The organism is Roseibium sp. AWQ4_290 (genome assembly GCF_056160985.1).
Genome location: NZ_JBSWYG010000003.1, coordinates 149,479 through 174,272, shown reverse-complemented (window position 1 = coordinate 174,272; position 24,794 = coordinate 149,479). Strand labels below are relative to the sequence as shown.

The 24,794-nt window shown below is 53.3% G+C and carries 23 protein-coding genes, 1 tRNA gene and 1 pseudogene; 10 read left to right on the top strand and 15 right to left on the bottom strand.

Going from position 1 to position 24,794, the window contains the following annotated elements:
- Positions 1–2: 2 nt before the first annotated feature.
- The 9 genes from ACXAH0_RS04520 to ACXAH0_RS04480 all read right to left on the bottom strand — a co-directional run bounded on the left by ACXAH0_RS04520 (position 3) and on the right by ACXAH0_RS04480 (position 11,227).
- The gene (locus tag ACXAH0_RS04520; protein WP_475189395.1) at positions 3–752 is read right to left on the bottom strand and encodes a hypothetical protein; all 750 of its coding nucleotides are present in this window, start codon (positions 750–752) and stop codon (positions 3–5) included.
- 99 nt (positions 753–851) lie between these two features.
- Positions 852–1,358, bottom strand: a complete 507-nt coding sequence (locus ACXAH0_RS04515; protein ID WP_475189393.1) for an antirestriction protein ArdA — start codon at positions 1,356–1,358, stop codon at positions 852–854.
- A 459-nt stretch (positions 1,359–1,817) separates the two neighbouring features.
- On the bottom strand, positions 1,818–3,032 hold the full coding sequence (locus ACXAH0_RS04510) for a GIY-YIG nuclease family protein (protein ID WP_475189392.1): 1,215 nt from the start codon (positions 3,030–3,032) through the stop codon (positions 1,818–1,820).
- Positions 3,025–5,085, bottom strand: coding sequence for a pseudomurein-binding repeat-containing protein (locus tag ACXAH0_RS04505; RefSeq protein ID WP_475189391.1), 2,061 nt, complete (start codon positions 5,083–5,085; stop codon positions 3,025–3,027). The genes ACXAH0_RS04510 and ACXAH0_RS04505 overlap by 8 nt, the downstream gene beginning before the upstream one ends.
- Positions 5,082–6,260 carry a hypothetical protein gene (locus ACXAH0_RS04500; protein WP_475189388.1) on the bottom strand — a complete coding sequence of 393 codons (1,179 nt, stop codon included), beginning with the start codon at positions 6,258–6,260 and terminating at the stop codon, positions 5,082–5,084. The genes ACXAH0_RS04505 and ACXAH0_RS04500 overlap by 4 nt, the downstream gene beginning before the upstream one ends.
- On the bottom strand, positions 6,257–9,010 hold the full coding sequence (locus tag ACXAH0_RS04495; protein WP_475189387.1) for a class I SAM-dependent DNA methyltransferase: 2,754 nt from the start codon (positions 9,008–9,010) through the stop codon (positions 6,257–6,259). Before ACXAH0_RS04495 ends, ACXAH0_RS04500 begins: the two co-directional genes overlap by 4 nt.
- Before the next feature lie 30 nt (positions 9,011–9,040).
- Positions 9,041–9,964: a restriction endonuclease gene (locus tag ACXAH0_RS04490; RefSeq protein ID WP_475189385.1), complete on the bottom strand. Its 924-nt coding sequence runs from the start codon at positions 9,962–9,964 to the stop codon at positions 9,041–9,043.
- Positions 9,961–10,137: a hypothetical protein gene (locus ACXAH0_RS04485; RefSeq protein WP_475189518.1), complete on the bottom strand. Its 177-nt coding sequence runs from the start codon at positions 10,135–10,137 to the stop codon at positions 9,961–9,963. The genes ACXAH0_RS04490 and ACXAH0_RS04485 overlap by 4 nt, the downstream gene beginning before the upstream one ends.
- 796 nt (positions 10,138–10,933) lie before the next feature.
- On the bottom strand, positions 10,934–11,227 hold the full coding sequence (locus tag ACXAH0_RS04480; protein ID WP_475189383.1) for a hypothetical protein: 294 nt from the start codon (positions 11,225–11,227) through the stop codon (positions 10,934–10,936).
- Between the two features lie 11 nt (positions 11,228–11,238).
- Between ACXAH0_RS04480 and ACXAH0_RS04475 the strand changes: the two genes are divergently transcribed.
- Positions 11,239–12,558 carry a hypothetical protein gene (locus tag ACXAH0_RS04475; protein WP_475189381.1) on the top strand — a complete coding sequence of 440 codons (1,320 nt, stop codon included), beginning with the start codon at positions 11,239–11,241 and terminating at the stop codon, positions 12,556–12,558.
- Between the two features lie 301 nt (positions 12,559–12,859).
- Here the strand turns inward: ACXAH0_RS04475 and ACXAH0_RS04470 are convergent, their stop codons facing one another.
- Positions 12,860–13,471 carry a hypothetical protein gene (locus ACXAH0_RS04470; protein ID WP_475189379.1) on the bottom strand — a complete coding sequence of 204 codons (612 nt, stop codon included), beginning with the start codon at positions 13,469–13,471 and terminating at the stop codon, positions 12,860–12,862.
- Positions 13,472–13,770: 299 nt separating this feature from the next.
- Between ACXAH0_RS04470 and ACXAH0_RS04465 the strand changes: the two genes are divergently transcribed.
- The 6 genes and pseudogenes from ACXAH0_RS04465 to ACXAH0_RS04440 all read left to right on the top strand — a co-directional run.
- A complete protein-coding gene (locus ACXAH0_RS04465) occupies positions 13,771–14,070 on the top strand; it encodes a hypothetical protein (RefSeq protein WP_475189377.1) in 300 nt (99 codons plus the stop codon).
- A 34-nt stretch (positions 14,071–14,104) separates the two neighbouring features.
- The gene (locus tag ACXAH0_RS04460) at positions 14,105–14,251 is read left to right on the top strand and encodes a hypothetical protein (protein ID WP_475189375.1); all 147 of its coding nucleotides are present in this window, start codon (positions 14,105–14,107) and stop codon (positions 14,249–14,251) included.
- A 61-nt stretch (positions 14,252–14,312) separates the two neighbouring features.
- On the top strand, positions 14,313–15,974 hold the full coding sequence (locus ACXAH0_RS04455; protein WP_475189372.1) for a type IV secretory system conjugative DNA transfer family protein: 1,662 nt from the start codon (positions 14,313–14,315) through the stop codon (positions 15,972–15,974).
- A gap of 1 nt (position 15,975) precedes the next feature.
- On the top strand, positions 15,976–16,281 hold the full coding sequence (locus tag ACXAH0_RS04450; protein ID WP_475189369.1) for a hypothetical protein: 306 nt from the start codon (positions 15,976–15,978) through the stop codon (positions 16,279–16,281).
- A complete protein-coding gene (locus ACXAH0_RS04445; protein WP_475189368.1) occupies positions 16,278–16,601 on the top strand; it encodes a hypothetical protein in 324 nt (107 codons plus the stop codon). The genes ACXAH0_RS04450 and ACXAH0_RS04445 overlap by 4 nt, the downstream gene beginning before the upstream one ends.
- A gap of 643 nt (positions 16,602–17,244) precedes the next feature.
- Positions 17,245–18,219: pseudogene (locus ACXAH0_RS04440) on the top strand (recombinase family protein); the annotation flags it as partial.
- Here the strand turns inward: ACXAH0_RS04440 and ACXAH0_RS04435 are convergent.
- From ACXAH0_RS04435 to ACXAH0_RS04425, 3 genes are all read right to left on the bottom strand, one after another.
- Positions 18,130–18,432 (bottom strand): hypothetical protein, encoded by a 303-nt coding sequence (locus ACXAH0_RS04435; protein WP_475189365.1) that lies wholly within the window; start codon positions 18,430–18,432, stop codon positions 18,130–18,132. The pseudogene ACXAH0_RS04440 and the gene ACXAH0_RS04435 sit on opposite strands and share 90 nt — an antisense overlap.
- Positions 18,433–18,778: 346 nt before the next feature.
- A tRNA-Ala gene (locus ACXAH0_RS04430) sits at positions 18,779–18,854 on the bottom strand.
- 153 nt (positions 18,855–19,007) lie between these two features.
- Positions 19,008–19,394, bottom strand: a complete 387-nt coding sequence (locus ACXAH0_RS04425) for a TIGR02300 family protein (RefSeq protein WP_475174026.1) — start codon at positions 19,392–19,394, stop codon at positions 19,008–19,010.
- A gap of 665 nt (positions 19,395–20,059) precedes the next feature.
- On the opposite strand from ACXAH0_RS04425, the gene aroA reads away from it, so the two are divergent.
- From aroA to rpsA, 3 genes are all read left to right on the top strand, one after another.
- A complete protein-coding gene (gene aroA, locus ACXAH0_RS04420) occupies positions 20,060–21,415 on the top strand; it encodes a 3-phosphoshikimate 1-carboxyvinyltransferase (protein ID WP_475174028.1) in 1,356 nt (451 codons plus the stop codon).
- Entirely contained in the window at positions 21,412–22,038 is a 627-nt protein-coding gene (gene cmk / locus ACXAH0_RS04415; protein ID WP_475174029.1) for a (d)CMP kinase, read from the top strand. Before aroA ends, cmk begins: the two co-directional genes overlap by 4 nt.
- Positions 22,039–22,364: 326 nt before the next feature.
- Positions 22,365–24,062, top strand: coding sequence for a 30S ribosomal protein S1 (gene rpsA, locus ACXAH0_RS04410; protein WP_475174031.1), 1,698 nt, complete (start codon positions 22,365–22,367; stop codon positions 24,060–24,062).
- Positions 24,063–24,147: 85 nt separating this feature from the next.
- Here the strand turns inward: rpsA and ACXAH0_RS04405 are convergent, their stop codons facing one another.
- Together ACXAH0_RS04405 and ACXAH0_RS04400 are read right to left on the bottom strand one after the other, a co-directional pair.
- On the bottom strand, positions 24,148–24,402 hold the full coding sequence (locus ACXAH0_RS04405; protein ID WP_475174034.1) for a hypothetical protein: 255 nt from the start codon (positions 24,400–24,402) through the stop codon (positions 24,148–24,150).
- Positions 24,403–24,433: 31 nt separating this feature from the next.
- Entirely contained in the window at positions 24,434–24,748 is a 315-nt protein-coding gene (locus ACXAH0_RS04400; RefSeq protein WP_475189363.1) for a hypothetical protein, read from the bottom strand.
- Between the last annotated feature and the right edge of the window lie 46 nt (positions 24,749–24,794).

Genomic DNA, 24,794 nt, shown 5'->3' with positions numbered 1-24,794 from the left:
TTTTACTGCAATTTCGGAAATTCGGATGGCGGTGTTGGACTGGTATTTTGACCAAATTCCGATGAATGGTCATGCTGTAAGTCAGTAAGGCTCCCAGAAATGTCATCCATCAGGTCGTCCAGAGACTGGATTTCGTCTTCGACGTCTTCCACCGTCATCTGGTTATCCGGATCGCTCCGGCGCTCGGCCATTTCGCCGTGCTGCGCGTCGGCGTTATCCAACTTGTTCTCCAAGGCGTTCGCTTTCTGCCTGCGAGCATCATTGTTCTGGATGTCTTCAAGCGTGGCGTGATGGTTTTGCCAGATGATGCTTTGCGCATCTGGATCATCGCTGAGCTTGCCATCACGCGTATAAGCGCGCCCGTCCTTGCCCTGAAACACCAGCGTTCCGTCTGGCAAGCGCGCGGCGCGGGCTAGTATTTCTTCCTCCTGCGCCTCGATCCCGGCACGGATCGCGGACAACTTCTCTCTGGCATCATCAAGGAAATTGCGGGCTTCAAGCAGCTTCTCGCCCCATTCCTCGGTGAGGCGGGCGAGTTTCGTGCTTTCAGTCATAGCCAGGAAGAATGTGGTTTCCCGCTCAGCGCGGCGTTTCTGGATGGCTTGGGGGTCGTGCTGGTCACCCGTGAGGAAACGTCTGATCCGGCCAACGTCTCGGCCTGCGGCTTCGTTTTGGTGATCGTCAAAGTCAATCTGAGCGCGCTTTTGCGCGTCACTGCCCGAAACCCTGTTGAATTCCTCCCAATACACCATCACATACCAATTTCTTGTTATTCCTCAATATTTTACCGCGTTTTAGGTGATGGGTGCAAATTTGAGTGCATGCATACAAATGCACTCAGCCCATTGTAATCATGCACATCGGTAAATCAGCCGTTGTCCGGCGATTTCTGACTCGGCGTAGTCAACCGACAGATCGCGGGCGATAGCGTCATAGTCGATGTAGAATTGCAGGCGTTCCGGGATATCACCGAATAAACCCTCATCAACGAAATGCCCGGCTAGCTCTTTCATGCAGTCTAGATGATAAATGTCTACGTCGTAATCATCCGGATCGGCAGTGGCCGGATCAAACGCATAGCCGCACTCACCAACGGCAATGATGAAACGCGTCTTTTCATCTTCGTCCCATTCGTCAGCAGCTTCGAAAAATGCTGCAATACTACACTGGCTTAAACCCCAGGCTTTCGCCAAATCGCAATCAATGTCCTCACCGTCGATAAACTGAATCTCGAACTCTTCGACGCGCTGGCCGTAATCGTTCACGGCCTTGGCCACTTTGTCTTGGTAGTCTTTAAAACTGTCGAAATAAAAGCCCGTGGCCGAAACATCGTAAGGCTGCGCAAATAATAATGTCATTTCATCCTCCAAATAGATAGTGGGTTGCTCATGCAACCCTGCTTCCGGCGAGGATGGGGTAAGGGGGTAGATATGCAGGCGCGGCGGGCCGGACTGCGGGAAGAGCGGATCAAACTGATCTGCGCGAAGAACGCGGTCCTGCCCGTTCCAACAGCCTGCGTATTGAGGGCGTAGGGGCAACGCCCCTCAGCCCGATTAACCTGCGCAAGGGATGGACGCCGAATGGCCGAGACACCAGGCTCGGTTCACGACAGCCCGCCCGTACGGGGCGCTTAAAGTCATTTACCTAATTAAGGTACTATCACGCGTTCAGCCCTGATCCATTTAAGGTGTGTGTGAGAAGTGATAGCAAAGGCATCATATGAATCGCGGAAATAGGATTTGTAGGCGGCGTCTGGATTGGACAACGTCCATCTATAGGCGCGCCTTAAATTAGCAAGATCAAATACTTTACCAAGATCAGTCACCACGATCACGCTTTGAAAGTTGCGCGCACTTTGGGTCGTAAACGACTGCAGTAATCGTGCCGTTCTTAATGTGCTCAACCACTTGATCAATTACATTTAGAGGCACTAAAAACCACTCACGCGGAGTAAATGGATGGCCGAAGCGATCCTTGATTTCTATATCGAGTTTTGCAGGTTCGAAAATCCGATGAATGATCTTTTCAAGCTTTGTTCGGTTGATGTTGTAGAGCTTGTATGTCGCTACAATATCGACACTTGCGAGCAGGTAAGTTGCTTCCTTTGCAGCATTCGCAATGCGTTTTTCAACGTTTCCGCCAGTGACGCCGATCTTATGCAAGACTTCTCGGTTTTCCGCGACAACGGGGTGTTCAGACTTACTACGCAGAACATAAACTGTGCCACTTTCTAGATCGTCCTCCTCAGACTGATCCGAAAATAACGGCCCAGCGGAAGGCTCGGAGATTCTGCGACTGGTCTCATCTTTGTAAATTGCACGCTGAAGCGAGCGAAGCAGAATATTGCTTTCCGTGCCATTCGAATAAATTACACGCAGACGAGCATCCATTTCACCATTTGGGGCTTTTATAGGTTCGCCGACTTCTGCGACATACAAGGTCTGACCGCCAAGGATGAAGAATTCACCTTTTTTGATATCGGTCTTTAGAAAGCCCGCGTCCTTGCGGATGACGCGCGACGTCCGGACTGCCTGATCAAGTTCGTGTTTGACCTGCTCAAAGAGTGGCTTGAATTTTTCGAAATCTTCGCACCGTTCGCGGTTTGCAATTTCCTCGGCAGCACGTTTCTCGGCATTTGAACGAACATGCCTAAGTTCGGTGATATCTGCGGTTTCAACCTCAACACCTAGCTCGGCAAGCAAAGCATCATCATCAATCTCGTCGATGTCCGGAACATTTGCTTTGGCTGGTACTTCAAGAAGCCCCTGATGATCCATCGTCTCCACCAGTGATCTGCATTCGTCGACCTCGCGGATGCGATCCAATCGGGTGGCGTATAGCCGTTCGAATATATCTCTGTCTTCGCCATGCTGTGGGGGGCGACCATGCTCTTCGAAGAAACGCTGAACTTCTTCAAATCCTGCAAGAATCCGCTCTTCTCTAGGCGTACGCGTTACATGATTCTTAGCCTCAACCTCGACACCGAGTTCGGCGAGCAACACATCGTCTTCATCGGTGAATTGCTTAGCCATTCGCGGCCTCCGCTTTCATGCGGGCGAGGAAGGCCACACCTTCAGCCATGCGTTTTTCCCACGCATCGGCGGAAGTAATAGACGGAAGACGACCGCGTTCCTGCTTGAACTTCAGAGCACGCCTGGCAAGATCGCGCGCCTCTTCAGGCGTCAGGTTAACACGCTTGCCGGAGATAATCGCGGCAACCTGCTTCAGGCTCTCTTCGCTCATCGTCTTCGCGAGGATCGCGTAGGCTTCACCGAACGGATTGATCCGATCGATCAAATCTATATCAAGCTCACGCACATCCATCGCGTACTTACGAACGCCATCGATAAGCGCAGTATTGCCCTTTTCTTGATTATCTCCACCGACGGCGATTTCCTTAGCTTTCTGGGTAAGATTAAGCGCTGCAATTGCATGCTGCCGAACAGCCTCTTGATCTTCGTCGTCAAGTTCCGGGAACTTATCTTTGACGATCTTGCCCATACGCACTTGTGTAAGCTCTTCAGGGAGCGTTTCGCCGCCAGCATGCTCCCCATCGAACAACCCTCGCTCAAGCGTCTGCTTATCCTGAACAAAGGCTGTGATAACCTCGTTCAAATCCTCTTTGCAGATACGCTCGGCTTCCTTGGATTTGGGTTCAGCAAGGCCCTTAATTTCAATCTGGAACTGCCCGGTTTCTTCATTGAAGCCCACGTTGGGTTTCTCCGTGTCATAACCGCCTTCACCGTAGTCAAAGCCTTCAACTGGCCCGCTCTTAGGCGTCTTTGGTGTGAAGTTAAAACGCGGGGCGAGCACCTGCTCCATAAGCAGGCTCGCCGCTATGGCTTTCAATGTGTCGTTGACGGCTTCTGTCACAGCCTCTTCAGAAGCGTCGGGCTCAGCAATGAGGTTCGTAAAACGCGCGCGAGACTTACCCTCAGCATCGCGGGTTGCCCGCCCAATGATCTGCACGATTTCGGTTAGGCTGGCTCTATAACCGACCGTCAGCGCGTGCTCACACCAGATCCAGTCAAATCCCTCTTTGGCCATGCCAAGTGCGATGATGATATCGATATGATCACGATTGTTTTTCTGATCTGGGTCTTTGAGCGCAGCGGAGACTTTATCGCGTTTTGTGGCTTCATCATCGACCAGATCGGCTACTTTTAAAATCCGTCCCTGCGGTGTTTTTACTAGCTGAAAGCCGGTCGCTGGATCGGTGCCCTGCCATTCACCTAAAGCGTCAATAATGTGCTCGACTTCACGGTGCTTGTCCTTCGTACTCTCCCGCGAGTTCACGCTTGGAATGTGAATGATCGTTTTCTCGTTTGGATCGAGCACTTTCAAGATGTCGTCGGCATAGGAGCCCGAATAGAAAAAGTAACCAATATCCAGCGCTTTTAGGTGCTTATAGCCGTTGAGCTGCTCATAGTAGGTATACGTGACGCTATCGAACTTTTCTTCATCTTCAGGCGAAAGAACTGCTTCCGCGTCGCCGCGAAAATAAGAGCCCGTCATCGCGATGATATGGGTTTTATCCCGCGCAATGAATTCGGCGAGATGTGCCCCGAGCTTATTATCCGGATTTGCCGAAACATGATGAAATTCATCAACGGCCACCAACCGGTCATCGAATGCCTCGACTCCGAACTTATCGACAGCGAAACGGAACGTTGCATGGGTGCATACTAGAACACGGTCGTCGCTCTCTAAAAAGGCTCCGAGCGAGTTCACCTTGCCGCCATCAGTACCAGGCGCATTACACAGATTCCATCTCGGCTCGACGTTCCAGTCCCAGTAAAAACCAAAATCTGTCAGCGGCTCGTTGTTAAAGCTAGACCCAATAGATTTCTCCGGAACCACGACAATCGCCTGCTTCAGTCCCTGATTATGAAGTTTGTCGAGAGCAATGAACATCAGCGCTCGACTCTTACCCGAGGCGGGAGGAGATTTAATCAACAGATACTGCTCGCCGCGCCGCTCATAGGCCCGTTCCTGCATCACGCGCATTCCAAGTTCATTCGACTTGGTGGAAGTGCCTTTCTGGCCGTAAGTGACGGAAACTGAGGGGACGGATTTCTGGTTCATTTCTTATATTCTTTCGCTGTTAAATTGCCTTTTGCCCAAGCCTCTTCAATCAATTGATTATTGGCTAAAAAAAACTCACCCCCAAGAGAACTACCATCCGGCTCTCTGCAGAGTACATCTTGCATAGCTCGCTCGCCCGCCTTGGCGTGCTCAGAAGTTGCATAAGGGTGAAATCCGGAATTTGAGCCGGAGTGATGAATCTTCCAGCGGAACGCACAGCGAGGCAAAGCACGATTGTGATCATCGCAACGCGTTTGCGGACTCTTAGAAAAGCCTGCTTTCACGATTACTTTATCGTTGGCCGGTTCGCCGAGAAACGCATCTGTATCGCCTTCAAGCTTTAATATGTAGAGGTGCTTCGGCCCCTCCGATTCTCGGGTTGCGAACGGATTTTGCGAGACGGGGCCTGCTTTGCTTGGCGCAAGAATTTCCCTGGCACCGCCCGGGGTGGAGCCAATTATCTCCGTTTCTCCGTAGACATCAGTCTCCTGGAGATCCAAGCGCAATATATTCAAGGCTTCCCGTTTGGTCAGTCGAGCCCCGCGAGCGCCAATATGCTGCCAAGCCTCGCTCGCGGTAGCCTCTGGAGCGAAGTCTCGAACATTGATGCGGCTCTCAGGCGTAACACGCCATGCGCGGGTCGCCTTGACGGCATAGTTCCATTTATTCGCTCTTTCGGGGTCTTTTTCTTTTGCGTTCCATTCATGTGGTGCCATGAATTGTTGTGCATGCCCTAACTGGTGCGAGCATTGCTGAATGCCGATAACCTTACCAAGTTCGTCCTTGGAGGCTTGCCCTGCACCATACACGACGACCAAGACGCCAGGCTTGCTTCCTTCGAGGAAACTCTTCCTGCGTCCCTCATCGGTAAAACCAAGCAGGCCCCATTCTTCAGGGCGAAATCCATAGAAGCTTGTCAGCCAAACATTCGGCGGGTCCGAATAGATTGCCTCCATCGGCGACATAAGTTCGGAGGGCTCGTGCAATTCTTCAAAACGCTGGATGCTTCCGTAGGCTTCAACAATAAGCTTCGGCGCAGACGTCATCATTTTATTGCCAGGCGCATCCCACCCGTGCACTTCGAACATGTTTCGGTAGCTGCCATAGTAAGTCTGAGCGATCCGGCTGATCGCTTGGGCATCACCACCTTGGCTGTAACTTTTTTGCTGCTTCATCGGGCACCGGCTTTCTTCTGTCCCGATTTGCCAGCGGTCATCTTGGTATAAAGCTCAAACAGTTTTTCCAAGCGTTCGGTGTCGTTTTTGAAGCGGCGACCGATATAGATGCGCTCAAGCACCTCGTCGTTGCGCTCGTGCGCAGCCCGCAGGTCTTCGGGCATTGCGTCGGGTTTATAAAGGTCGTGGATGGTCGCCGGAAAATGCGATTCACGAGCAAGGAGAATGTCTTTGGCGCAGCGGGTCAGGTCTTCTTTATTTTTTTCGGTCAACTTGGGAATAGGAAAGGTGTTCCAACCCAGGGTGTTGGAGTAGGAAAAATCTGAGCGCATGCGAGCACATACTGTTCCTATCCATGTCTTGTGAATTGAAGACGCTGCTATAGCAAAATTCCATAGAGATGCATCATACAGAACATAGCACTTATTTGAAAAAATCACCTTTCCGTCCAGTAGCGCCACAGGAAGGTAATCACGATTGACAGACGTAATTGCAGGTATTGCAATAGTATAATTGTCTGCAGTGCCTTCAACTTGCATAAATCTATGCGGAGGCACTTTTGTGGAACGAGTAGTCGCCGCACTGCTTTGTAGACGAGATTGCCGAACGGCTTCAATGCGATTTCGCACAAAATCGGAACTATTCGCCAGTTCAAGATTTTGATCTTCAATCCAAATGCAATAACGAGGGCGGGCATTTACGACTTCGTTAGCGCCCATATATGGCCGTACTAGTTCATCAGGAACAAGCCCTTTCTCCAGCAAGTCTTTTGCTTCATCTCGTGAAAAAATAAAATTTCCACCATCGGTCGGCATATTACCACGAAGCATTTTTGCTTGCAGGCTCAAAGGGCTCATTGTTTTAGTTACGACGGCATCCGATCCAGGCGCTAAATATGGACCTATAATCTCTACGAAGCGACGTTGATCACCATCATATATTCGACGTTTGAGCTCTGGGCGACCGACACCAGTAACAGCCACTGTAACGCCCGCTTTATTCGAAGCTAAATTCGACCAATTAAATGGCGCATGCGCAAAGTTAATTACAAAGCCCGAGTTAAATACGTATGGCCATAAAATTGGCACTTGCTCTCCCTCACAAATCGTTTTTGTGGTTACGAAAGCAAAGCTGGATTCAACAGATTTTAAAAAATCGACTCCCTTAATTATCCATCCAGCGACATAATCAAGGCTCTTCCACGACTTGATCTTCCCCTCAGATATGGACTTTAAATCTTCTTTCTGTTCTTTCGTTTGCCAGGAGCTTCCACGGTAAGGAGGATTTCCACACACATAGGTTTCGCCACCTTCATTCTCAAAGTCGATCTGAGCCTGGTCGAGCGGCGAATGAAACAAATCATCGGCATGGTGTTTCACGCCGGTTCCGGTTGGTGGACAGATACTCAGCCAATCTAGGCGCAGGGCATTACCGCAGGTGATCCAGTTCATCGCATCCAGGGGAAGAAAGTCGGCAAGTGCTTCTTTCTGACCACGATAGTGAACGTCAGACTGATACTCGGCGATAATCAACGCCAACCGCGCAATTTCTGCGGGAAAATCCCTAAGCTCAATCCCGCGAAAATTGGTTAGTGGAATATCGGTAGGTCGATCCTTCTCATCCCTGCGGCGATTAATTTCCGCCTCGATTTCCCGCATCTGCTTATAAGCAATGACGAGGAAGTTCCCTGAACCGCATGCCGGATCAAAAACCCGGATGCGGGCCATGCGTTTTCGCAGGTTCAGAAGCTTTTGTGGGCTGTTACCCGCCTCTTCCAATTTCTGCCGTAGATCATCGAGAAAGAGCGGGTTCAGAACCTTCAAAATATTCGGGACGCTGGTGTAGTGCATCCCAAGCGCGCCGCGTTCCTCGTCGTCCGCCACAGCCTGGATCATCGACCCAAATATATCGGGGTTAATCTGCTGCCAATCGAGTTTACCGATATGCAGAAGATAAGAACGAGCAATACGACTGAAACGCGGAACATCGGTTGACCCCGAAAACAAGCCCCCGTTCACATAAGGAAAGCCATTGGCCCAACGCGGAAGTTTTGCGGTGCCCTTGTCTTCGGTCTTCGTATTCATTGCGCGGAACAGCTCGCCAATCACCTCATGGGTGTTGGAGCTATCGTTCGCGCTCATCTGCTCAATGGTGGCGGTGAACAGGTCTTCGCCGTGAAAGATGTCGGTGTCTTCGGCGAAAAAGCAGAAAATCAGCCGCGCCATGAAATGGTTCATGTCGTGCCGGCGCGCAGCGGTTCCCCATTCGGGATTGTCTTTCAGAAGCTCGACATATAGCCGGTTAAGGCGACCAGTCGCCTTGATATCAAAAGAGCTTTCGCGGATTTGCTTGACGGTGCTGATACCGGCGAGCGGCAGAAAGAAGCCAAAGTGATCGGGAAAACTTTCGTATGAACAGGCAACGGTCTCGCCAGACGCCAAATCTTCGGCCTCAAGTTGCTCGCCATCTGTCGCCAAAACGAATTTGGCCTTGGCCTTTTTGGTTGCCGGGCTTCCCTTCAACTCCGTCAGAGCCTGCGTGACCTCGCCAGGATCGCAAGCCTTGATATGAATGTTGCTTGTTTGGAGAACGCCGCCGAGGTCAGATTTGTTAGAAGAACCGCTGCGTAGGCGCTTAATAGTGGTCGCCTTGTTCCCAAAGGCCTCTAAGAAGGCGAACGGAAACTCCTGAGCATCAAATGGCTGCTTAGCAAGTGCGGAAATGGCTTCTTCAATTTCAACGGCGTTCAATTTCAGTCCCTGGCTCTATTGTTTCTCGGCTCACGAAAGCCCTTCTTCAAAAAATTCATCATCCACTTTTTTGAGAGATAAGACATCCTCTTCGCGGCACCCAATGTTGTAGCGGATCATGAGTTTTGCGAGTTGGTGTCCATCGATCAAAACGATCCGCATCCCCAGGTCTTTTGCTGTCTGGGTCGCGCTCGGGCTAAAGCTGGATGTGGTGAAGAAGATGCCTTTTTGCGCTTTTTTGAGATTGAGCGCGCCAAAAAAGTCCCGGATGTCTCCCGCGCCAATATTGTTTTTTTCGGCGTAACGCTTGGCCTGGACATAGATTTGATCAACCCCCAAGGGATCTTGATCAACGACGCCATCAACACCGTTATCGCCTGTTTGCCCAAGTGCACGGGCTGCATCTTCCGATGTGCCGCCGTAGCCCATAGCCAAAAGCAGATCAACAATCAGATTTTCAAAAAACTGAGGCGTTGCTGTGCGCACTTTCTCTAGGAGATCTGCTGCCAATGCCGAGTTAATCTGGCGATGTGCCGCGCGTATGATTTCGTCCGGAGTAGCATCCGCTTTATTTGAGGTTTCGGTGACATCATCCGAAATATCATCAGAACCGCTTTTTCTGTTCTGAAACTCTTGGAATGCTTCGTATTTCCGCAGAAATTTTGCATCCACTCGCTTAGGCGGTTTGACTAAGACTTTTTGGCCTTCTTCCGTCGCTACAAAATGGCCTCTTTGCGGATAAGAAAGAAGACCGGCTTGCTTCAAATAAGTCTTTGCCCATTGGACACGATTATCAAAAATCCGCTGTTTTCCAGACGGCAGCAACTGCTCGCGCTCATCAGGGGAAAGCCCAAATTCATCAGCAAGCGCTGCAATCACGTCCTGAGTGTGAACAGGGTGAATTTCTGCGGCTTTCAGAACCGGTAACATCAACGATTGATAATCTGGGATCATGCGTTCTTTTTCTTCGTATCTGGTTGCCCTTCACTATTTTGATTCGAAGCGATGTAGTCACGCATGAACTCACGAATAACTTGGGACGCTGGCTTATCCTGCTTACGGCAGAGTTCCAAAAACTCTTGCCGAAGCCTCTGCTCAACACGTATTCGTAGCCCTGAATCCTTCATGCAACCAGTGTAGCCATTGGATACACAAAGAGCCAATGAAATCGGCAAAAATGTCCACATTCAGTGTCGATACATTGAAAGCATCCTATCCACGCTGGATTGGTCTCCATGAAATGGCCAAGGAGATTTCAGGGGAGCTTGGAGGCTCCCTTGAATGGCGGTCAATAGGTCAGTCGATTGTGCATGGTACGGTGCAGGTGGAGAGGCGTGTCTCCAAGTCTTGCTCGTGGGTCCAGGGGCGGCGAAACGTCCTCTGGTCGACGGGATGGTTCCAAGGCAAGGGAGCTATGAAATGCCCCCTTCCTGGTCAGGATTGCACAAGGGCAGGAACGCCCTTTGCTCTTGATGAAATCATCTCCATGAAATGGTCATGGGGGTATCGGTGGGAGCTTGAAAGCTCCCCTGATTGGTGATCGAACGGCCAGCCGTTTCGTGCATGGTTCGGGTGAAGGGTGGAGCGGCAGTGCTCCAAGGCCCTTCGAGTGATTGAACGGCGATACGTTCTACTGGCTCCGGAATGGGTTCGAATACCCTGGAAGAGCCAATGGCCGGGGGGATGCAACGGGGGCGCGCAGCGGGCCTCCTTGCCAAGATGTGTTGTACTACAACACACATCTTGCGTATGTTCTAATTGGATCATTTATTTGCAAGAATTGATCTGCCGGATTCTTAATCTGGTGCATGATCTGGGTCGAACACATCTTTGCCGATACCAGCGCCGGAACGCAAGCATGACTTAGATATTTACACAATTCTTGTTAGTTAATCTTACTGAATTTAAAAATTAACTTGCACTCTATTTCAATATCTCTTCTGGATTACCACAGAATCTTTCAATGCCGAGTAAGATAATTGCGCGATAAAGAGAGCCTACAAAGTAGATATTACCTGACGCCGACGGACCGATTACGTCAATTAATACGGCAATAAGTGCTGCTTCTTCGCTACCTAGAACTGTTCTTGCCATTTTTAGCTGCGGACAAACGGCATCACGCAGCCGATGAACTACAATTAAAAACCTTGCACGCGGCCCCAAATTTTGGGAACCTCGAGGAGGTTCAATTTCCCATAATTCTTCCAAAGTTTCCAAGGCGTTTTCTAATGGAATGGGCAACCCAGAAATCCTTTATGAGCAGAAAAACCTTATTGGACAATCTCTCAAAAGATATCGAAATCTACCAAAACCTGTCAAACAAAATGTGGCCATCCACTTTTAACGACGTCCAGCTTCGTGCGTTAGGTCAACGACTAAAAAAGATGGTCAGAAAGGGCCAATTAAGTGGAAAGCGACCTAAGCACTGGAAACAAGCCCGAAAAGCCTTTGGGTGTCCAACTAACCTGCAAAATCGCCTGCAATTTGAACAATTTTTTATGTATTATTTAAATCACTACGAAAATTATCCACTTAGGAAGTTTTACAGCTTAACCGATCGAATTCACGCAACATGTCACATCGGTCAAACTGATGCTCTTCATCAAGAAAAAGACGATTTTTCTTACATGATATTGAATCCGGCAATATTTCATAATGCATCTATTATAGGTTATTCCATGTCTATTTTGTTCCACCCTAACTCTAAATATTTTTTGGGAAATTATTCAAAGTTTGAACGAGTAATATTGTTCGATTCGAACCCTCGTCTTCTTGGCCCACTTGCGGGACTTATCTTGTCTATCGTAAAACATGACGGATCAATTCCAAATAATATTGACGAAGATTTATTCAAGTCAGAATTTATTCTTTTCTGGAATGAGATAGAAAACGGTTTGGTTTCATTTATAATACTTCATGAGATGGCTCACTTTGATGAAAGGTATGGTGAACATTCATATTTTAATATTACGGAAGATTATTTTGAATTTAGGAAATTGTTTGAAATTATTGAGAAAGACACAAATCAAGAAAAATATGAAACATCTTGGAGACTTCAGCGAGACGAACTATCTGCTGACCTTAAAGCAGCCAACACAATTCTTACGCACGAGGCTGGTGTAATCGCCATCATTGGTCCGCTTATCTGGCTCGTAATAAATGATTGCATTGAATATATGATGAGTCTTATTGCGAACAAAGGAAACATAATATCAAATCTTAGCCCCAAAGAAGACTGCGCTTATTCCCTCGCACTAAGGCGATCTCATCCATCCCCTAAGTTTCGATTTTTCTGTCAATACAACAACTACAAAAATTTACGTTCTTCATTCGATTCGGGTCTTTCGCCGAATATTCGAGAGGAACTGGAATCTATTAGTTTATTTGGTTTCAACTGTATATATGATATTTGGTCCTTCCTGAAGAAAGCTATTTTTGAATACTGCTCAGAACATGAATACAAAATAGAGGTTAATGAAGTCTGGGAAGTTAATTCTAGAAAAAATCCTTATCCGCCAACTTGGCAGGAGCTAATACAGCGTGAGTGAATTAATTGAATAAGATTTATAAATTCCAGTTTCGCTTTCCACAATTACTTCTACTATCTCTTCTGCAGAAAAACCCTCTGATTTGTGCTTTTCAAGGGCGAATTGGGCAAATAGTTTCGAAACCGGCTCTCCGCTTATGTGGCTGGGTCCATCATATTGAGCAATAGTATCTCCGTTAGAGTTTATTAACTTCATGTTTATCATTACTATTATTATAAATTATCTATACTGGAAAACAACATTAAAGTATAAATAATTTTTTTTACTATGAGCTATTGGAGCTTTCGCGTGAAGTTCAAATTTAAAATCCAGAGTTAATTTTATTCCTTTGCCGATTACGGCCTATTTGCTTCCCTAAGGTGCGATAAACTCTCCATTCGCTTTCGAGGGCGGATTTGGCACGTTCGAGGAATACGGTTTGCGTCTCGTCTGTTTCCGTTTTTTGCTTCACGCGATCATGGATGAGTTTGGTGCGGGCGTAGCGCACGTAGGCATCCACGAGTTGTCGCTGTAGATCGGTCAGTCCAAGTGGCTGGTCGATTGGTCCGGTAAGCGCGATGATCTTGCGCAAATGGCGTAGCACCTCGCCTGATGGCAATTCTTCGGCCCATTCGATGGCTTCGGCAGCATGGGCGTAGATATCGTCCGGTCCTAAACCCCTCCGTCTTTTCAGCTCTTGTTTGACCTCCGGGGCCAGTCCGAGTTCGTCAATACTGAGCGCGGCATCTCGGTAATAGCGCACTTCAATCAGCCGCCAGCGGATACGGCTGTATTGCTCATAGACTGTGTTGAGCGACAATCCTGCGCGCCGTGCCGCTTCGCTCGGTGGCAACCGCTCCGCATAACACTTCAACAGCTTGTCTGCTTTCGCTGCCGGAACCCTGGAACGGGGGCTCAGGATCGGCGCTGGCATGCGTGCGTCTCCGCTCTCAACTGCGACATCAAAAAGCGCATGAAATCAACAAATTGAGGGATTTTTAGGGCCGTTTAGCTTGTGAAATTGCTCGCCTGCAATTTGGCAAAGCCCTGAATTCGGGCCATGTTTCGGGTGTCGGAAGGGCGGAACCGTCCTTTCGCGGAAACAAACTAAACGCGCTGTAAGCGCATCCCGCAACCAACAAACCGGAAACGACCATCAAAACCACTGAAAGCAGCGCTTTCGGAGGACAGGAAAGCTGCGTCCTGAAGGACGGCAAATCGAAAGGTCAAAGGATGTTTGGAAACAACCAGCAGCCAGGCGGCCAGCGCGGCGGGCCGGGTGATGATCTGAAAGGCGGTTTCGCGAGCGTTGCGGCGCTGATGCTGGCCATGATCTTCGCCCCGACATTGAGCGAACTCACCTTGCCCTACGTGGTCGGGATCGCCCGGCGGTCCTATCCGCCCGACATCGTTTCGCTCTTTGAGACGGCGTGGATGGTTTTGGCATTCCCGCTGACATTTTTCGCCGCGCGGGCAGGCATTGCCTACGCACTCACGGCGGCGGGCATCTATCTCGCCTACCGCTTCATCTAACCCCTGACCCCGACAAACCAGAAAGGAAAATGACATGCCTAAATGGAAACAGACCGGAAGCTACAACGTCAAAACCTACCGTCAGACCAAATCCTTCGGCGACTACGTGAAGGAAGCTGCCCGGATCGGAGCTGGTGCAGTAGTGATCATGGTGATCGTGTACCTGCTCCTTAGCCAATAACTCAAAAAACATGCGGGGGCGGTTTATCCGCCCCTGCCTTCCCTTTCACTGGAGCATCGTTTTGTCCCACGCTCATGATCATCCGCACGGCTCTGCGCGGTTTGCGTCTACACTGGAAGTGCGCCGCGCTTTCCGGAGCAAAGGCGGTTTGCCGATAGGTTTCTATCATGGCCGGATGCTGAGCCATTCCGGGCAAGCCGGAGCGCTGGTTTTTGGCGGGGCGGGCTGCGGCAAGTTCACGACCATTCTTTCCCACATCATGGCTGCACGTGGCCGCGAGGGCGAACCTGCACGTTACGCGATCCTCGACCCCAAAGGCGAGATGGCTGCCGTTATCAGCCCCGGCCTCGTCCAAAACGGAGCGCATGTCTATTTCGTCAATCCTTATGGCCTGCACGGCATCCTGAACCACACTCTGGCGCTTTACAGCCATCTGGTTCCAGGTTCACGAACGCTCGTCGCGGACTCCCGGCGAGCGGCCAGAACTTTGCTGCCGGAAAGCGGTGGAGGCGAAGCGCGGTTCTTCGAACAAAAGGCGCAGAACTGGTTGGACGCGATCATTCGCGGTCTGGTTCACGCCGATGGCGGCATTTCTCCGCTCAGCCTGTTTGAACATGTCGGCATGATGAGGGCCGCGCCGGAAGCCTGGGCGGAGATGTCCGTGCACATGGCAGCGCTTGGTGAGCCTGACCTGAATTTCACCTATGCGGAGATGCGGGAAATGGCTGCTGAGAGCCGCCGTACCTATGACTCGGTCATGGCCGAGATCACAAACGCCATGGCGCATATGGCCGATCCGGCTTTGCAAGACACGTTCACAGGTGTGAACGAAGCTGACGTGACACTGGATGTTCTCACCGAAGAGACCAACCGTCCGGTCTATGTTTTCCTGATCATGCCAGCGGAGCTGATCGCCCAATATGCTGCGATAATCAGGGGTTATTTTTCAAGCCTGCGCACGCTGAAACAGCGCAAGCCTCAAGCGCCGACCGTCAACCTCGTCATCGATGAGGCGGCCCAGCTTGGCCGCTTCCCCGAAATCGCGGAATTCTACGCCATAGGCCGGGGCTTTGGCTTGTCGCCGCTTTGCGTCTATCAGGATATCGGCCAGCCCAAGGCCAATCTCGGCCCCAAAGGCGCGATGACGCTCTCTGCCAGCTCGGACATCGAGATTTACCTCGGCGGCGGGATTTCCGATCTGGAAACCGCGCAGCATCTGAGCCGCAAGCTCGGCAATCAAACGCTTAGTCTGAACGATCCGCTGACCAATGCGCGGGCAGAGCGGGCACGGCGGGAAGCCATGCATGCAGCGTTCTTCGGCGGCGCAGACCCGGTAAAGACCGGGCTCGCCCTGCGCGCCATGGACACCGAAATGAGCCATACGCGCAAAATGCCCCGCCCTCTGATGACGTCCGATGAAATCCTGTCCATGCCAGCGAACAAGGCACTGGTCTGGGCTTCGGGCTACGGCATACGCCCGTTCTTTGCGGACAAGGTGGCGTATTTCACGCGCCGTGAATATGCAGGGCGCTTCTTCCCGAACCCGTATTTCGACAGGGACATGGATCAAGTGCGCGTGCGCACGCACTTCGGATACAGGAAACGGCGCGTCATCCGCGAGGCCGTTCCGGCCTGCTTCCGTGACTTTCCGCAATACCGCCATGGCGAATGGCAATTCATCGAGGGCTATCGCCCGAAAGACCTGACCAGGAAGGAGAAGTAAAATGAGCGATCCCAAAAACCGCCCCATCGAAACCCTGCGCGATGGCAGCTTGAAAGCTGCGATCTGGGAGAACGAGCGCGAGGACAAGACAATGCATAACGTCCAGTTCCGCAAGAGCTACCGGGATCAGGACGGGCAGTACCGCGACACGGACAGCTTTGGCAGCAATGATTTGCTGCGTCTCTCCAGGCTCGCAGAGCAGTCCTATGACCGGATCAAAGCCATCCGGGAAGCTGCCCGCGAGCAGGAACCCAAAGAGCGCCCGCGTTCAAGGGACCGGGATAGAGATAGAGACCGCGAAAGATGAGCAAGAAACCTTTTGAGCGCGCCGCCGCCAAGGATGCTGCCTGGCGGCGTGAGGGCTTGCCGGACCCGGCAGCTCTGAGCGAGCGTGGCATCCGCACCAAAGAAAGTCTCGACTGGCTGGAAGCCCGGCATCCAGGCGCGCCAGCACCGACACTGACCATTGATAGTCCGGCCTTGCGCCACGCGGCATTGGAAGATGCGCGGCAAGACCATCAAGACCAGATCAATGCCCTGCGCCGGGAATTTCGCGAAGGCTCTCAAAAAGCTCGGCGAGATTTTGGCACTGCGCGGAACTACCAGAAAAAAGACCGGGAACGGTAAGGAGCTAATGATGCAGAGCAGAACTCAATCCCGCAGAAACTCTCATGTTTTTTGCGGAGCTAACCAAAAGTATGTTAAACTTAAAGTATATATAAATAGTCATAACTCACCTATAGGTCGAGTTATGGAAAGTAAAGATGCGAAGGACATCACCCTTTCTTTTTCAGGAAGCGGTCCACCCGGATCGATGAAACGGGGCATGGCGATTTGCAGCCTGAATAGCTCAGGCAAAACCGCCGCAGAACCGATTGCTACGTTTGGGAAAGGGTAAGTCCATGGATACCAGAACACCATTTGACATCGAACACATCTCTGAACTTTTCAGGCTTGCGCAGAGCGCGGAAACCCCGCCGTCTAATCTGGTCGGCTTGGATTTTGACAAGCTTTCAATCTTCTTTGAAGGCTCCGGCTTGTCCGAGGCAGAAATAATAGAAGTGATAATGGCATTAAAAGATATACTTCAGCCCTTTGTAGATATGGGGTTTGGCGTCCATCCTGTGCAGTGCGTTTCCGATGAATTTCCTGAGAAATTCATTGATAGAGAAGCAATAAAGCCCGATAATAAAACCCATTCAAATACTTCAATTGCGAAAGAACTTGATAAAGCGGCGAGGAACACTGCCGCAGAGAGGCAGGATTCATAATGCGTATAGACAAGAACAACGTTCACCCGCCAACGGCGCTCATTTACTGCCGGGTTTCTGATAAGAAACAAAAGACGGAAGGGCATGGTCTGGAAAGCCAGGAGCATCGTTGCCGCCAATATGCGGGTGAGCGCGGCTTTGACGTCGAGATGGTCTTTCTCGATGACATCACGGGCGGCATTGATTTCATGCAGCGCCCCGCCATGCGGGCTTTGCTGGCCTATCTGGATGCGCAAGTAGACCGCAATTACGTGGTCATCTTTGATGACCTCAAGCGCTTTGCCCGCGATACGCGCTTTCATTGGAATTTGCGCGATCAGCTCGCGGCCCGCCGGGCAAGTGTGGAATGCCTGAATTTCAAATTTGAAGATTCACCCGAAGGCCGCTTTGTTGAAACCATGTTTGCGGCTTCCGGCCAACTTGAGCGCGAACAGAACCAGCGCCAGGTGATCCAGAAGATGAAGGCCAGGGTCGAAAAAGGCTATTACGTCTTTTATCCCCCTGTCGGCTACCGCTATGAAAAAGACAGGGCGCACGGCAAGCTGCTGGTGCGGGACGAACCCGTCGCTTCTATCGTGCAGGAAGCTTTGGAAGGCTTTGCCTCCGGGCGGTTTGGCTCGCAATCGGAAATCAAGCGCTTTTTGGAAACCAAGCCGCAATTCCCGAAAAGCAAGGCCACGGGCAAGCTACGCTATACCAAAATCACCGAAATGCTCCAGCGCGTGACCTATGCGGGTTACGTAGAAGCACCGAATTGGGAGGTATCCCTGCGCAAGGGCCATCATGAAGCGCTGATTAGCTTTGAGACGTATGAGCGCATTCAGGCCCGGCTGAACGGAAAAGCCGTGGCTCCGGCGCGCAAAGATATCAATGAAGACTTCCCACTACGCGGCTTCGTGCTCTGCGATGATTGCGGGGAAGCCATGACCTCGTGCTGGTCCACGGGCCGCACGCAGCGCTACCCTTATTATCTTTGCGATACGCCAAGCTGCGCCTCCAAGCGCAAATCCATTCGCCGCGCGGATATCGAGGATGGGGCGGAACAGCTCCTGCGTTCCCTCAAACCTGCACGCCAGCTCATGGCCCTGGCCAAGGCGATGTTCAAAGAGCTTTGGGATTTGCGGCTTGCAGAGGCCCGCAAAGCTAAAACCACGCTCGAAAAGCAGATCAGCGATACCGAAAAGCAAGTTGAAGCCCTTCTGGACCGAATCGTCGATGCGTCAAACGATAAGGTCATTCGGGCCTATGAGGAGCGCATTGAAAAGCTGGAACGCCAGAAGATCCGTTTGAGCGAACAGGCTGATCAGACCCTACCGCCACAGGGCAGGTATGAGGAGTTTATCGAACCCGCTCTGGAATTTCTGTCAAACCCTTGGAAAATATACGAAAAAGGCAATCTGGCCATCAAGCGCACAGTGCTGAAACTGGCCTTCGCAGAGCCTTTGCAGTATAGCCGCAAACACGGCTATCGAACCGCTAAAATCTCCTTTCCTTTCAAACTGTTAGGAGATTTTTTAACCCCAAAGTGCGGAATGGTGGAGCCAAGGGGAATCGAACCCCTGACCTCTTCGCTGCCAGCGAAGCGCTCTCCCAGCTGAGCTATGGCCCCATCTTCTTGGGAGCGGCCGGACCGTGTGTCCGGCGGCTGATGGAGGCGGAACATAGTCACACCGCCTCCCAAGATCAAGCAGATTTTTCAAAGATTGTGTCTGCTTGGTGTGGAAAACACCGAAAAGAGAAAAACCTCTTTCCGGACAGGCGCTTACTGGTCGCTGTCGTCTTCGATTTCCACGCGGATGCCCGGAACGGATTCCTCGTCTTCGTCCTCATCGTCGAGGAAGACGTCATCTTCGCTTTCGTCGCTGTCGATCTCGACATCGTCGCCTTCCAGATCCGGCACATCATCGCCGCCCTCAGCTTCCGCGTCCGCTTCTTCCAGGGTCACGATTTCCGGCGCTGCCAGGTCCTCCTCTTCTTCCTCGTCATCCTTGGTTTCCTCCACCTTGGCCGCCTTGGCCGCACGGGAGGTCATGACGGTTTCAAAGACCGTGCCGCATTTCGGGCAGGTGATCGGATCCCGGTTCAGATCGTAATATTTTGCGCCGCAGCTGGGGCACAGCCGCTTTGTGCCAAGTTCAGGTTTTGCCACTGTGCTCACCCTTTGATTGTTTTCTGGCTGACTTGATAGGTGGGGCGCCCCATAGCGTCAAGCTCCGCCGCTGTCAAAGACTATTCAATTCAAATCATGCGATTGATCCATTCTTCTGCACGTTGCGGATAAAAGATCAAGCACGGGAACAGCCTCACGGCCCCTAATCCCCTCTTGTCCTCAGGGGAAAGCCCCGAATCGGCCGCCGGGGCAGGATGGTCCTGCCGGGCCGCCCCTTTATTGCCCTCTGGACAAAGTTGAGCGCAGAATCGGGACCAGGTCTACCGAAGTGCCTGTTCATGCGCAGCGCGGCGGCGTTTCCCGGGTTTCCTGCGCGTAGGAAAGAGACGAGAGAGAGGAGAGCGCCTTGGACCTGACCGCACGCGCCCTCATACATGCTCAGTCAACAAGCCCTCCTGTCAGGCATCGCTTCGACCTGAGCGGCCCAAAGGCACCGGCACGGTGGCCGGGGCGGCCCAAAGGCACCGGCACGGTGGCCGGGGCGGCGCTGAGGGGCGCTGAGGGGCCCGGAGGCGCTAAGAACCTCGGAGACGTTGACGCGCGAACTGGGGAGATGACGGGCGCGTATCGGCGTGATAGGACGTGGCACCTTTTGAAACCCTGATGGGCCTGACCTGAAAGGCCCGTAGTTGCGGACATTGAAAATGTCACACGATTCTGCGCCCTCCCCTCTCACCGCCAGCGCCGGGGGCCCGCTGACCGGCACAATCCGCGTGCCGGGGGACAAATCCATTTCCCACCGGTCCTTGATGTTCGGCACCCTGGCCGTTGGCCGCACGACCGTTCAGGGCCTTTTGGAAAGCGAAGACGTTCTGGCGACCGCCGAGGCCATGCGCGCCGTTGGCGCAACCATCGAGAAACATGCGGACGGCACCTATACGGTGGACGGCATCGGCCTGGGCAGCCTGCTGGAGCCCGAGCATGTGATTGATTTTGGCAATGCAGGCACGGGCGTGCGCCTGACCATGGGCATTTTCGGCAGCCACAACATCGCTGCCACCTTTGTCGGTGACGCCTCGCTGTCCAAACGGCCGATGGGCCGGGTTCTGAACCCGCTGCGGGACATGGGCACCCAGGTGATTGCCCGGGATGGCGACCGGCTGCCTGCCTCCATCCGGGGTGCAGAAACTGCCCTGCCGATCACCTACCGGGTGCCGATGCCCTCGGCCCAGGTGAAATCCGCCGTGCTTTTGGCCGGACTGAACGCGCCGGGCGAGACCACCGTGATCGAGCCGGTGCCGACCCGCGATCACACGGAAAAGATGCTGAAGGGCTTTGGGGCCGACATTTCGGTGAGCCTCAATGCGGATGGTGAACGGGAGATCAAGCTTCAGGGCCAGCCCGAGCTGACCCCGCAGGACATTGATGTTCCCGGCGACCCGTCCTCGGCGGGGTTCCCGCTTGTGGCCGCGCTGATCGTGCCAGGCTCGGATCTGACGATCGAGAATGTGTTGCTCAACGAGCACCGCACCGGCCTGATCACCACACTGATCGAGATGGGCGGGGACATTGAAGTCGTCAACCGGCGGGAAACCGGCGGAGAGGAGGTCGGTGACCTGAAGGTGAAAGCAAGCCGCCTGAAAGGCATCACCGTTCCGGCCGGGCGGGCACCCTCCATGATCGATGAATACCCGGTTCTGGCAGTGGCAGCCGCCTTTGCCGAGGGCGACACGTTCATGCCCGGCCTTGAGGAATTGCGGGTGAAGGAATCCGACCGACTTGCCGCCGTGGCCCGCGGGCTGGAGGCCAACGGCATTCCGTGCGTTGAAACCGAAGACACGCTGACGGTGACGGGCGGCGCGAACGCCATTGGCGGCGGCACGGTGACAACCCATCTCGATCACCGCATTGCCATGGCCTTCCTGGTGCTGGGCATGGCCGCCCACAAGCCGGTGACCGTAGATGACGGTGCGGTGATCGCCACCAGCTTCCCCACTTTCACGCCACTGTTTGAGGGCCTTGGCGCCTCTTTGCGCACAAAGGCGAGTGCGGCTGCATGATCATCGCGATAGACGGGCCCGCCGCTTCAGGAAAAGGCACCCTTGCCCGCAGGCTGGCAGGGCATTTCGGCCTGAACCATCTGGACACCGGGCTCACCTTCCGGGCAGTGGCGGCCGCACTTCTGGCCAAGGGCCTGCCGCTTGGCGATGAGGCGGTCGCCATCGAGATTGCGCAAAATCTCGATCTGGCCCATATGGACAAAGGCGTGCTGTCCGCCCATGAAATCGGCGAAGCCGCCTCGCGCATTGCCGTGCTTGGCGGCTTGCGGGAAGAGCTTGTGGCCCTGCAGCGCCGGTTTGCGGCCACCCCGCCTGGAGCCATTCTGGACGGGCGCGACATCGGCACGGTGGTCTGTCCGGATGCCACCGTGAAGCTGTTCGTCACCGCCTCGGCAGAGGCGCGGGCACGCCGGCGCACGGACGAGATGCTGTCCAAGGGCGCCGAGGCAACCTACGCCTCGGTTCTGGACGATCTGAAGCGCCGGGACGAGCGGGACAGCCAAAGAACCGTGGCTCCCATGAAACAAGCCGACGATGCGGTCTTGCTTGATACGACGGAAATGGATATAGAGACCGCGTTCCAGGCGGCTGTGGATATCATTTCCCGCGCTGCCAAAGTGTGACGGACCGCCGGGGTTCACCAAAAGGTGCGCCCCTTTTCGTGCATCCTGACAGCGCTGATCTGGAACAGGCCCGGCTCCTCAAAGCCGCAGGTTCTGATGAACGGCCGGTTCTTGTAAACGGCACAGTTCTTTGAACGATAAAGAAATTTCGGCAGGGCGCGGCCAAAACAGCGTCCTGTGACGAGACTGGATTTTCTGTCTTCCGCCTCCGCCGGCCCGCTTTGACACGCGGCAGGATCAGCGGATACCGCGATCCCGGGAGACGGACAATCCGGAGTGCAACACCAACCCGCCGGCGGTGCGCCAACAGGCGCTCAGGAGACTAAATGACCGATTTTAATCCCTCTACCGAGGATTTTGCAGCTCTTCTCGAAGAGTCCTTCGTCCAGAACGACCTTTATGAAGGTGCCGTCGTCAAAGGCACCGTCGTTGCCATCGAAAAAGACCTCGCCGTCATCGACGTCGGCCTGAAGGTCGAAGGCCGCGTGCCGCTGAAGGAATTCGGCGCCAAGGGCCGCGACGGCGAAATGGGCGTTGGCACCGAAGTGGAAGTGTATCTGGAGCGTGTTGAAAACGCGCTTGGCGAAGCCGTTCTGTCGCGCGAAAAAGCCCGCCGCGAAGAAAGCTGGGTCCGCCTGGAAGTTGCTTTCGAAGCCAACGAAAAAGTCAACGGCCAGATCTTCAACCAGGTCAAGGGTGGGTTCACCGTCGATCTGGACGGTGCCGTGGCCTTCCTGCCGCGCTCCCAGGTGGACATCCGCCCGGTGCGCGACGTGACCCCGCTGATGCACACGCCGCAGCCGTTCCAGATCCTGAAAATGGACAAGCGCCGCGGCAACATCGTCGTGTCCCGCCGTGTTGTTCTGGAAGAGACCCGCGCCGAACAGCGCTCCGAACTGGTCCAGAGCCTGGAAGAAGGTCATACCGTGGAAGGCGTGGTCAAGAACATCACCGACTACGGTGCGTTCGTCGACCTGGGCGGCATCGATGGCCTGCTGCACGTCACCGACATTGCGTGGCGCCGCATCAACCATCCGTCGGAAGTCCTCACCATCGGCCAGACCGTCAAGGTGCAGATCATCCGCGTCAACCAGGAAACGCACCGCATCAGCCTCGGCATGAAGCAGCTTGAAACCGATCCGTGGGATGGAATCGAAGCCAAATACCCGATCGAAGCCAAGTTCAACGGCCGCGTGACCAACATCACCGACTATGGTGCATTCGTCGAGCTGGAGCCGGGCATCGAAGGCCTGATCCACGTTTCGGAAATGTCCTGGACCAAGAAAAACGTCCATCCGGGCAAGATCGTGTCCACTTCTCAGGAAGTCGAAGTGATGATCCTGGAAGTCGACCCGGTCAAGCGCCGCATTTCCCTGGGCCTCAAGCAGACCCTGCAGAACCCGTGGGATGCATTTGCCGAGCAGTTCCCGATCGGCACCAATGTCGAAGGCGAAGTCAAGAACAAGACCGAATTCGGGCTGTTCATCGGCCTCGACGGCGATGTCGACGGCATGGTGCACCTGTCCGATCTCGACTGGAACCGTCCGGGCGAGCAGGTCATCGAAGAGTACAAGAAGGGCGACATGGTTCAGGCCGTCGTTCTGGATGTGGATGTTGACAAGGAGCGTATCTCCCTCGGCATCAAACAGCTCACCGGTGACCCGATGGAAAGCGGTGCAGCCGGCGAGCTGCGCAAGAACTCCGTCGTGACCTGTGAAGTGACCGAGGTCAAGGACAGCGGCCTGGACGTGAAGATCGCCGACAGCGACCTGACCGCCTTCATCCGCCGTGTGGACCTCAGCCGCGACCGCGAAGAACAGCGCCCGGAAAAGTACTCCGTTGGCGACAAGTTCGACGCACGCATCACCCAGTTCGACAAGAAGACCCGCCGGGTTACCGTGTCGATCAAGGCCCTGGAAATCGCCGAAGAGAAGGAAGCTGTCGCACAGTACGGCTCTTCCGACAGCGGCGCCTCCCTCGGTGACATTCTGGGTGCGGCTCTGAAGCAGCAGTCCGAAGACTAAGCGGTCAAGGCACCCGCCTAACCTTGAAAAGCCCGGCAGCGATGCCGGGCTTTTTTTGCATTTTCGGAATGCTTTATTTCTTGCGTCAAGCAACGCCTTGGCGCTGGTAGGTGAAGGCATTCAAACCAACACCAACGGAGACAACCTTGATCTTCCGCTTCACGCCTCCAGGCATCGGATCATCCAGGCGATACACGCCGCCCTTGACCAGATTGAGATTGGGCACCACCGGAGCCCAACCTGCTTGAGCGTATTCCTCAAACCCTCCGGTCGCTTGAGGCGCTGCATCGGTCTGAGAAAGAACTGTTCCTTTCTCAAAGGTCTTCAGCACATATGGCACCCTGCGTCCTCCTCTTGTTGCAGCAACCTTGTCACTGGCAGGCGGGCAAGCCACCAGGATTGTTGATCGCCTGAGCTCCGACCTGATCGATCGTGTTGTCGTTTCTGGCCTGGAAACAATAACTGTCATTTGCTGCAGGCGCGGCGACAATGCAGGAATTGTTCCCGTTCGGGATCACATAATTCTGCAGCCCATTGATCGCAAACACCGTTGCAGTGCCGTTAGGATGCGGAACCGGGTGCTTGGAAAACAGGATTGCATTGCTGGGCGGAGCCACCTGAATCTGTTGAAAGTTCCGGCAATCTGGTGAAAAGGCCAACTGTGCCGAGGCCGAATATGCTGTCATCAGCAACGCGCCTGAAAACAGTGTGCCAGCAAGACCGACCTGAGCG

Bases quoted from the DNA above. Each gene is read 5' to 3' on its own strand.
- ACXAH0_RS04450 (WP_475189369.1), top strand. From the start codon at position 15,976: ATGAGCGATCCCAAAAACCGCCCCATCGAAACCCTGCGCGATGGCAGC.
- cmk (WP_475174029.1), top strand. From the start codon at position 21,412: ATGATCATCGCGATAGACGGGCCCGCCGCTTCAGGAAAAGGCACCCTT.
- ACXAH0_RS04465 (WP_475189377.1), top strand. From the start codon at position 13,771: ATGTTTGGAAACAACCAGCAGCCAGGCGGCCAGCGCGGCGGGCCGGGT.
- rpsA (WP_475174031.1), top strand. From the start codon at position 22,365: ATGACCGATTTTAATCCCTCTACCGAGGATTTTGCAGCTCTTCTCGAA.
- ACXAH0_RS04485 (WP_475189518.1), bottom strand. From the start codon at position 10,137: ATGAAGGATTCAGGGCTACGAATACGTGTTGAGCAGAGGCTTCGGCAA.
- ACXAH0_RS04505 (WP_475189391.1), bottom strand. From the start codon at position 5,085: ATGAACCAGAAATCCGTCCCCTCAGTTTCCGTCACTTACGGCCAGAAA.
- aroA (WP_475174028.1), top strand. From the start codon at position 20,060: ATGTCACACGATTCTGCGCCCTCCCCTCTCACCGCCAGCGCCGGGGGC.
- ACXAH0_RS04520 (WP_475189395.1), bottom strand. From the start codon at position 752: ATGGTGTATTGGGAGGAATTCAACAGGGTTTCGGGCAGTGACGCGCAA.
- ACXAH0_RS04460 (WP_475189375.1), top strand. From the start codon at position 14,105: ATGCCTAAATGGAAACAGACCGGAAGCTACAACGTCAAAACCTACCGT.
- ACXAH0_RS04445 (WP_475189368.1), top strand. From the start codon at position 16,278: ATGAGCAAGAAACCTTTTGAGCGCGCCGCCGCCAAGGATGCTGCCTGG.
- ACXAH0_RS04475 (WP_475189381.1), top strand. From the start codon at position 11,239: ATGGAATGGGCAACCCAGAAATCCTTTATGAGCAGAAAAACCTTATTG.
- ACXAH0_RS04500 (WP_475189388.1), bottom strand. From the start codon at position 6,260: ATGAAGCAGCAAAAAAGTTACAGCCAAGGTGGTGATGCCCAAGCGATC.
- ACXAH0_RS04515 (WP_475189393.1), bottom strand. From the start codon at position 1,358: ATGACATTATTATTTGCGCAGCCTTACGATGTTTCGGCCACGGGCTTT.
- ACXAH0_RS04490 (WP_475189385.1), bottom strand. From the start codon at position 9,964: ATGATCCCAGATTATCAATCGTTGATGTTACCGGTTCTGAAAGCCGCA.
- ACXAH0_RS04470 (WP_475189379.1), bottom strand. From the start codon at position 13,471: ATGCCAGCGCCGATCCTGAGCCCCCGTTCCAGGGTTCCGGCAGCGAAA.
- ACXAH0_RS04510 (WP_475189392.1), bottom strand. From the start codon at position 3,032: ATGGCTAAGCAATTCACCGATGAAGACGATGTGTTGCTCGCCGAACTC.
- ACXAH0_RS04400 (WP_475189363.1), bottom strand. From the start codon at position 24,748: ATGACAGCATATTCGGCCTCGGCACAGTTGGCCTTTTCACCAGATTGC.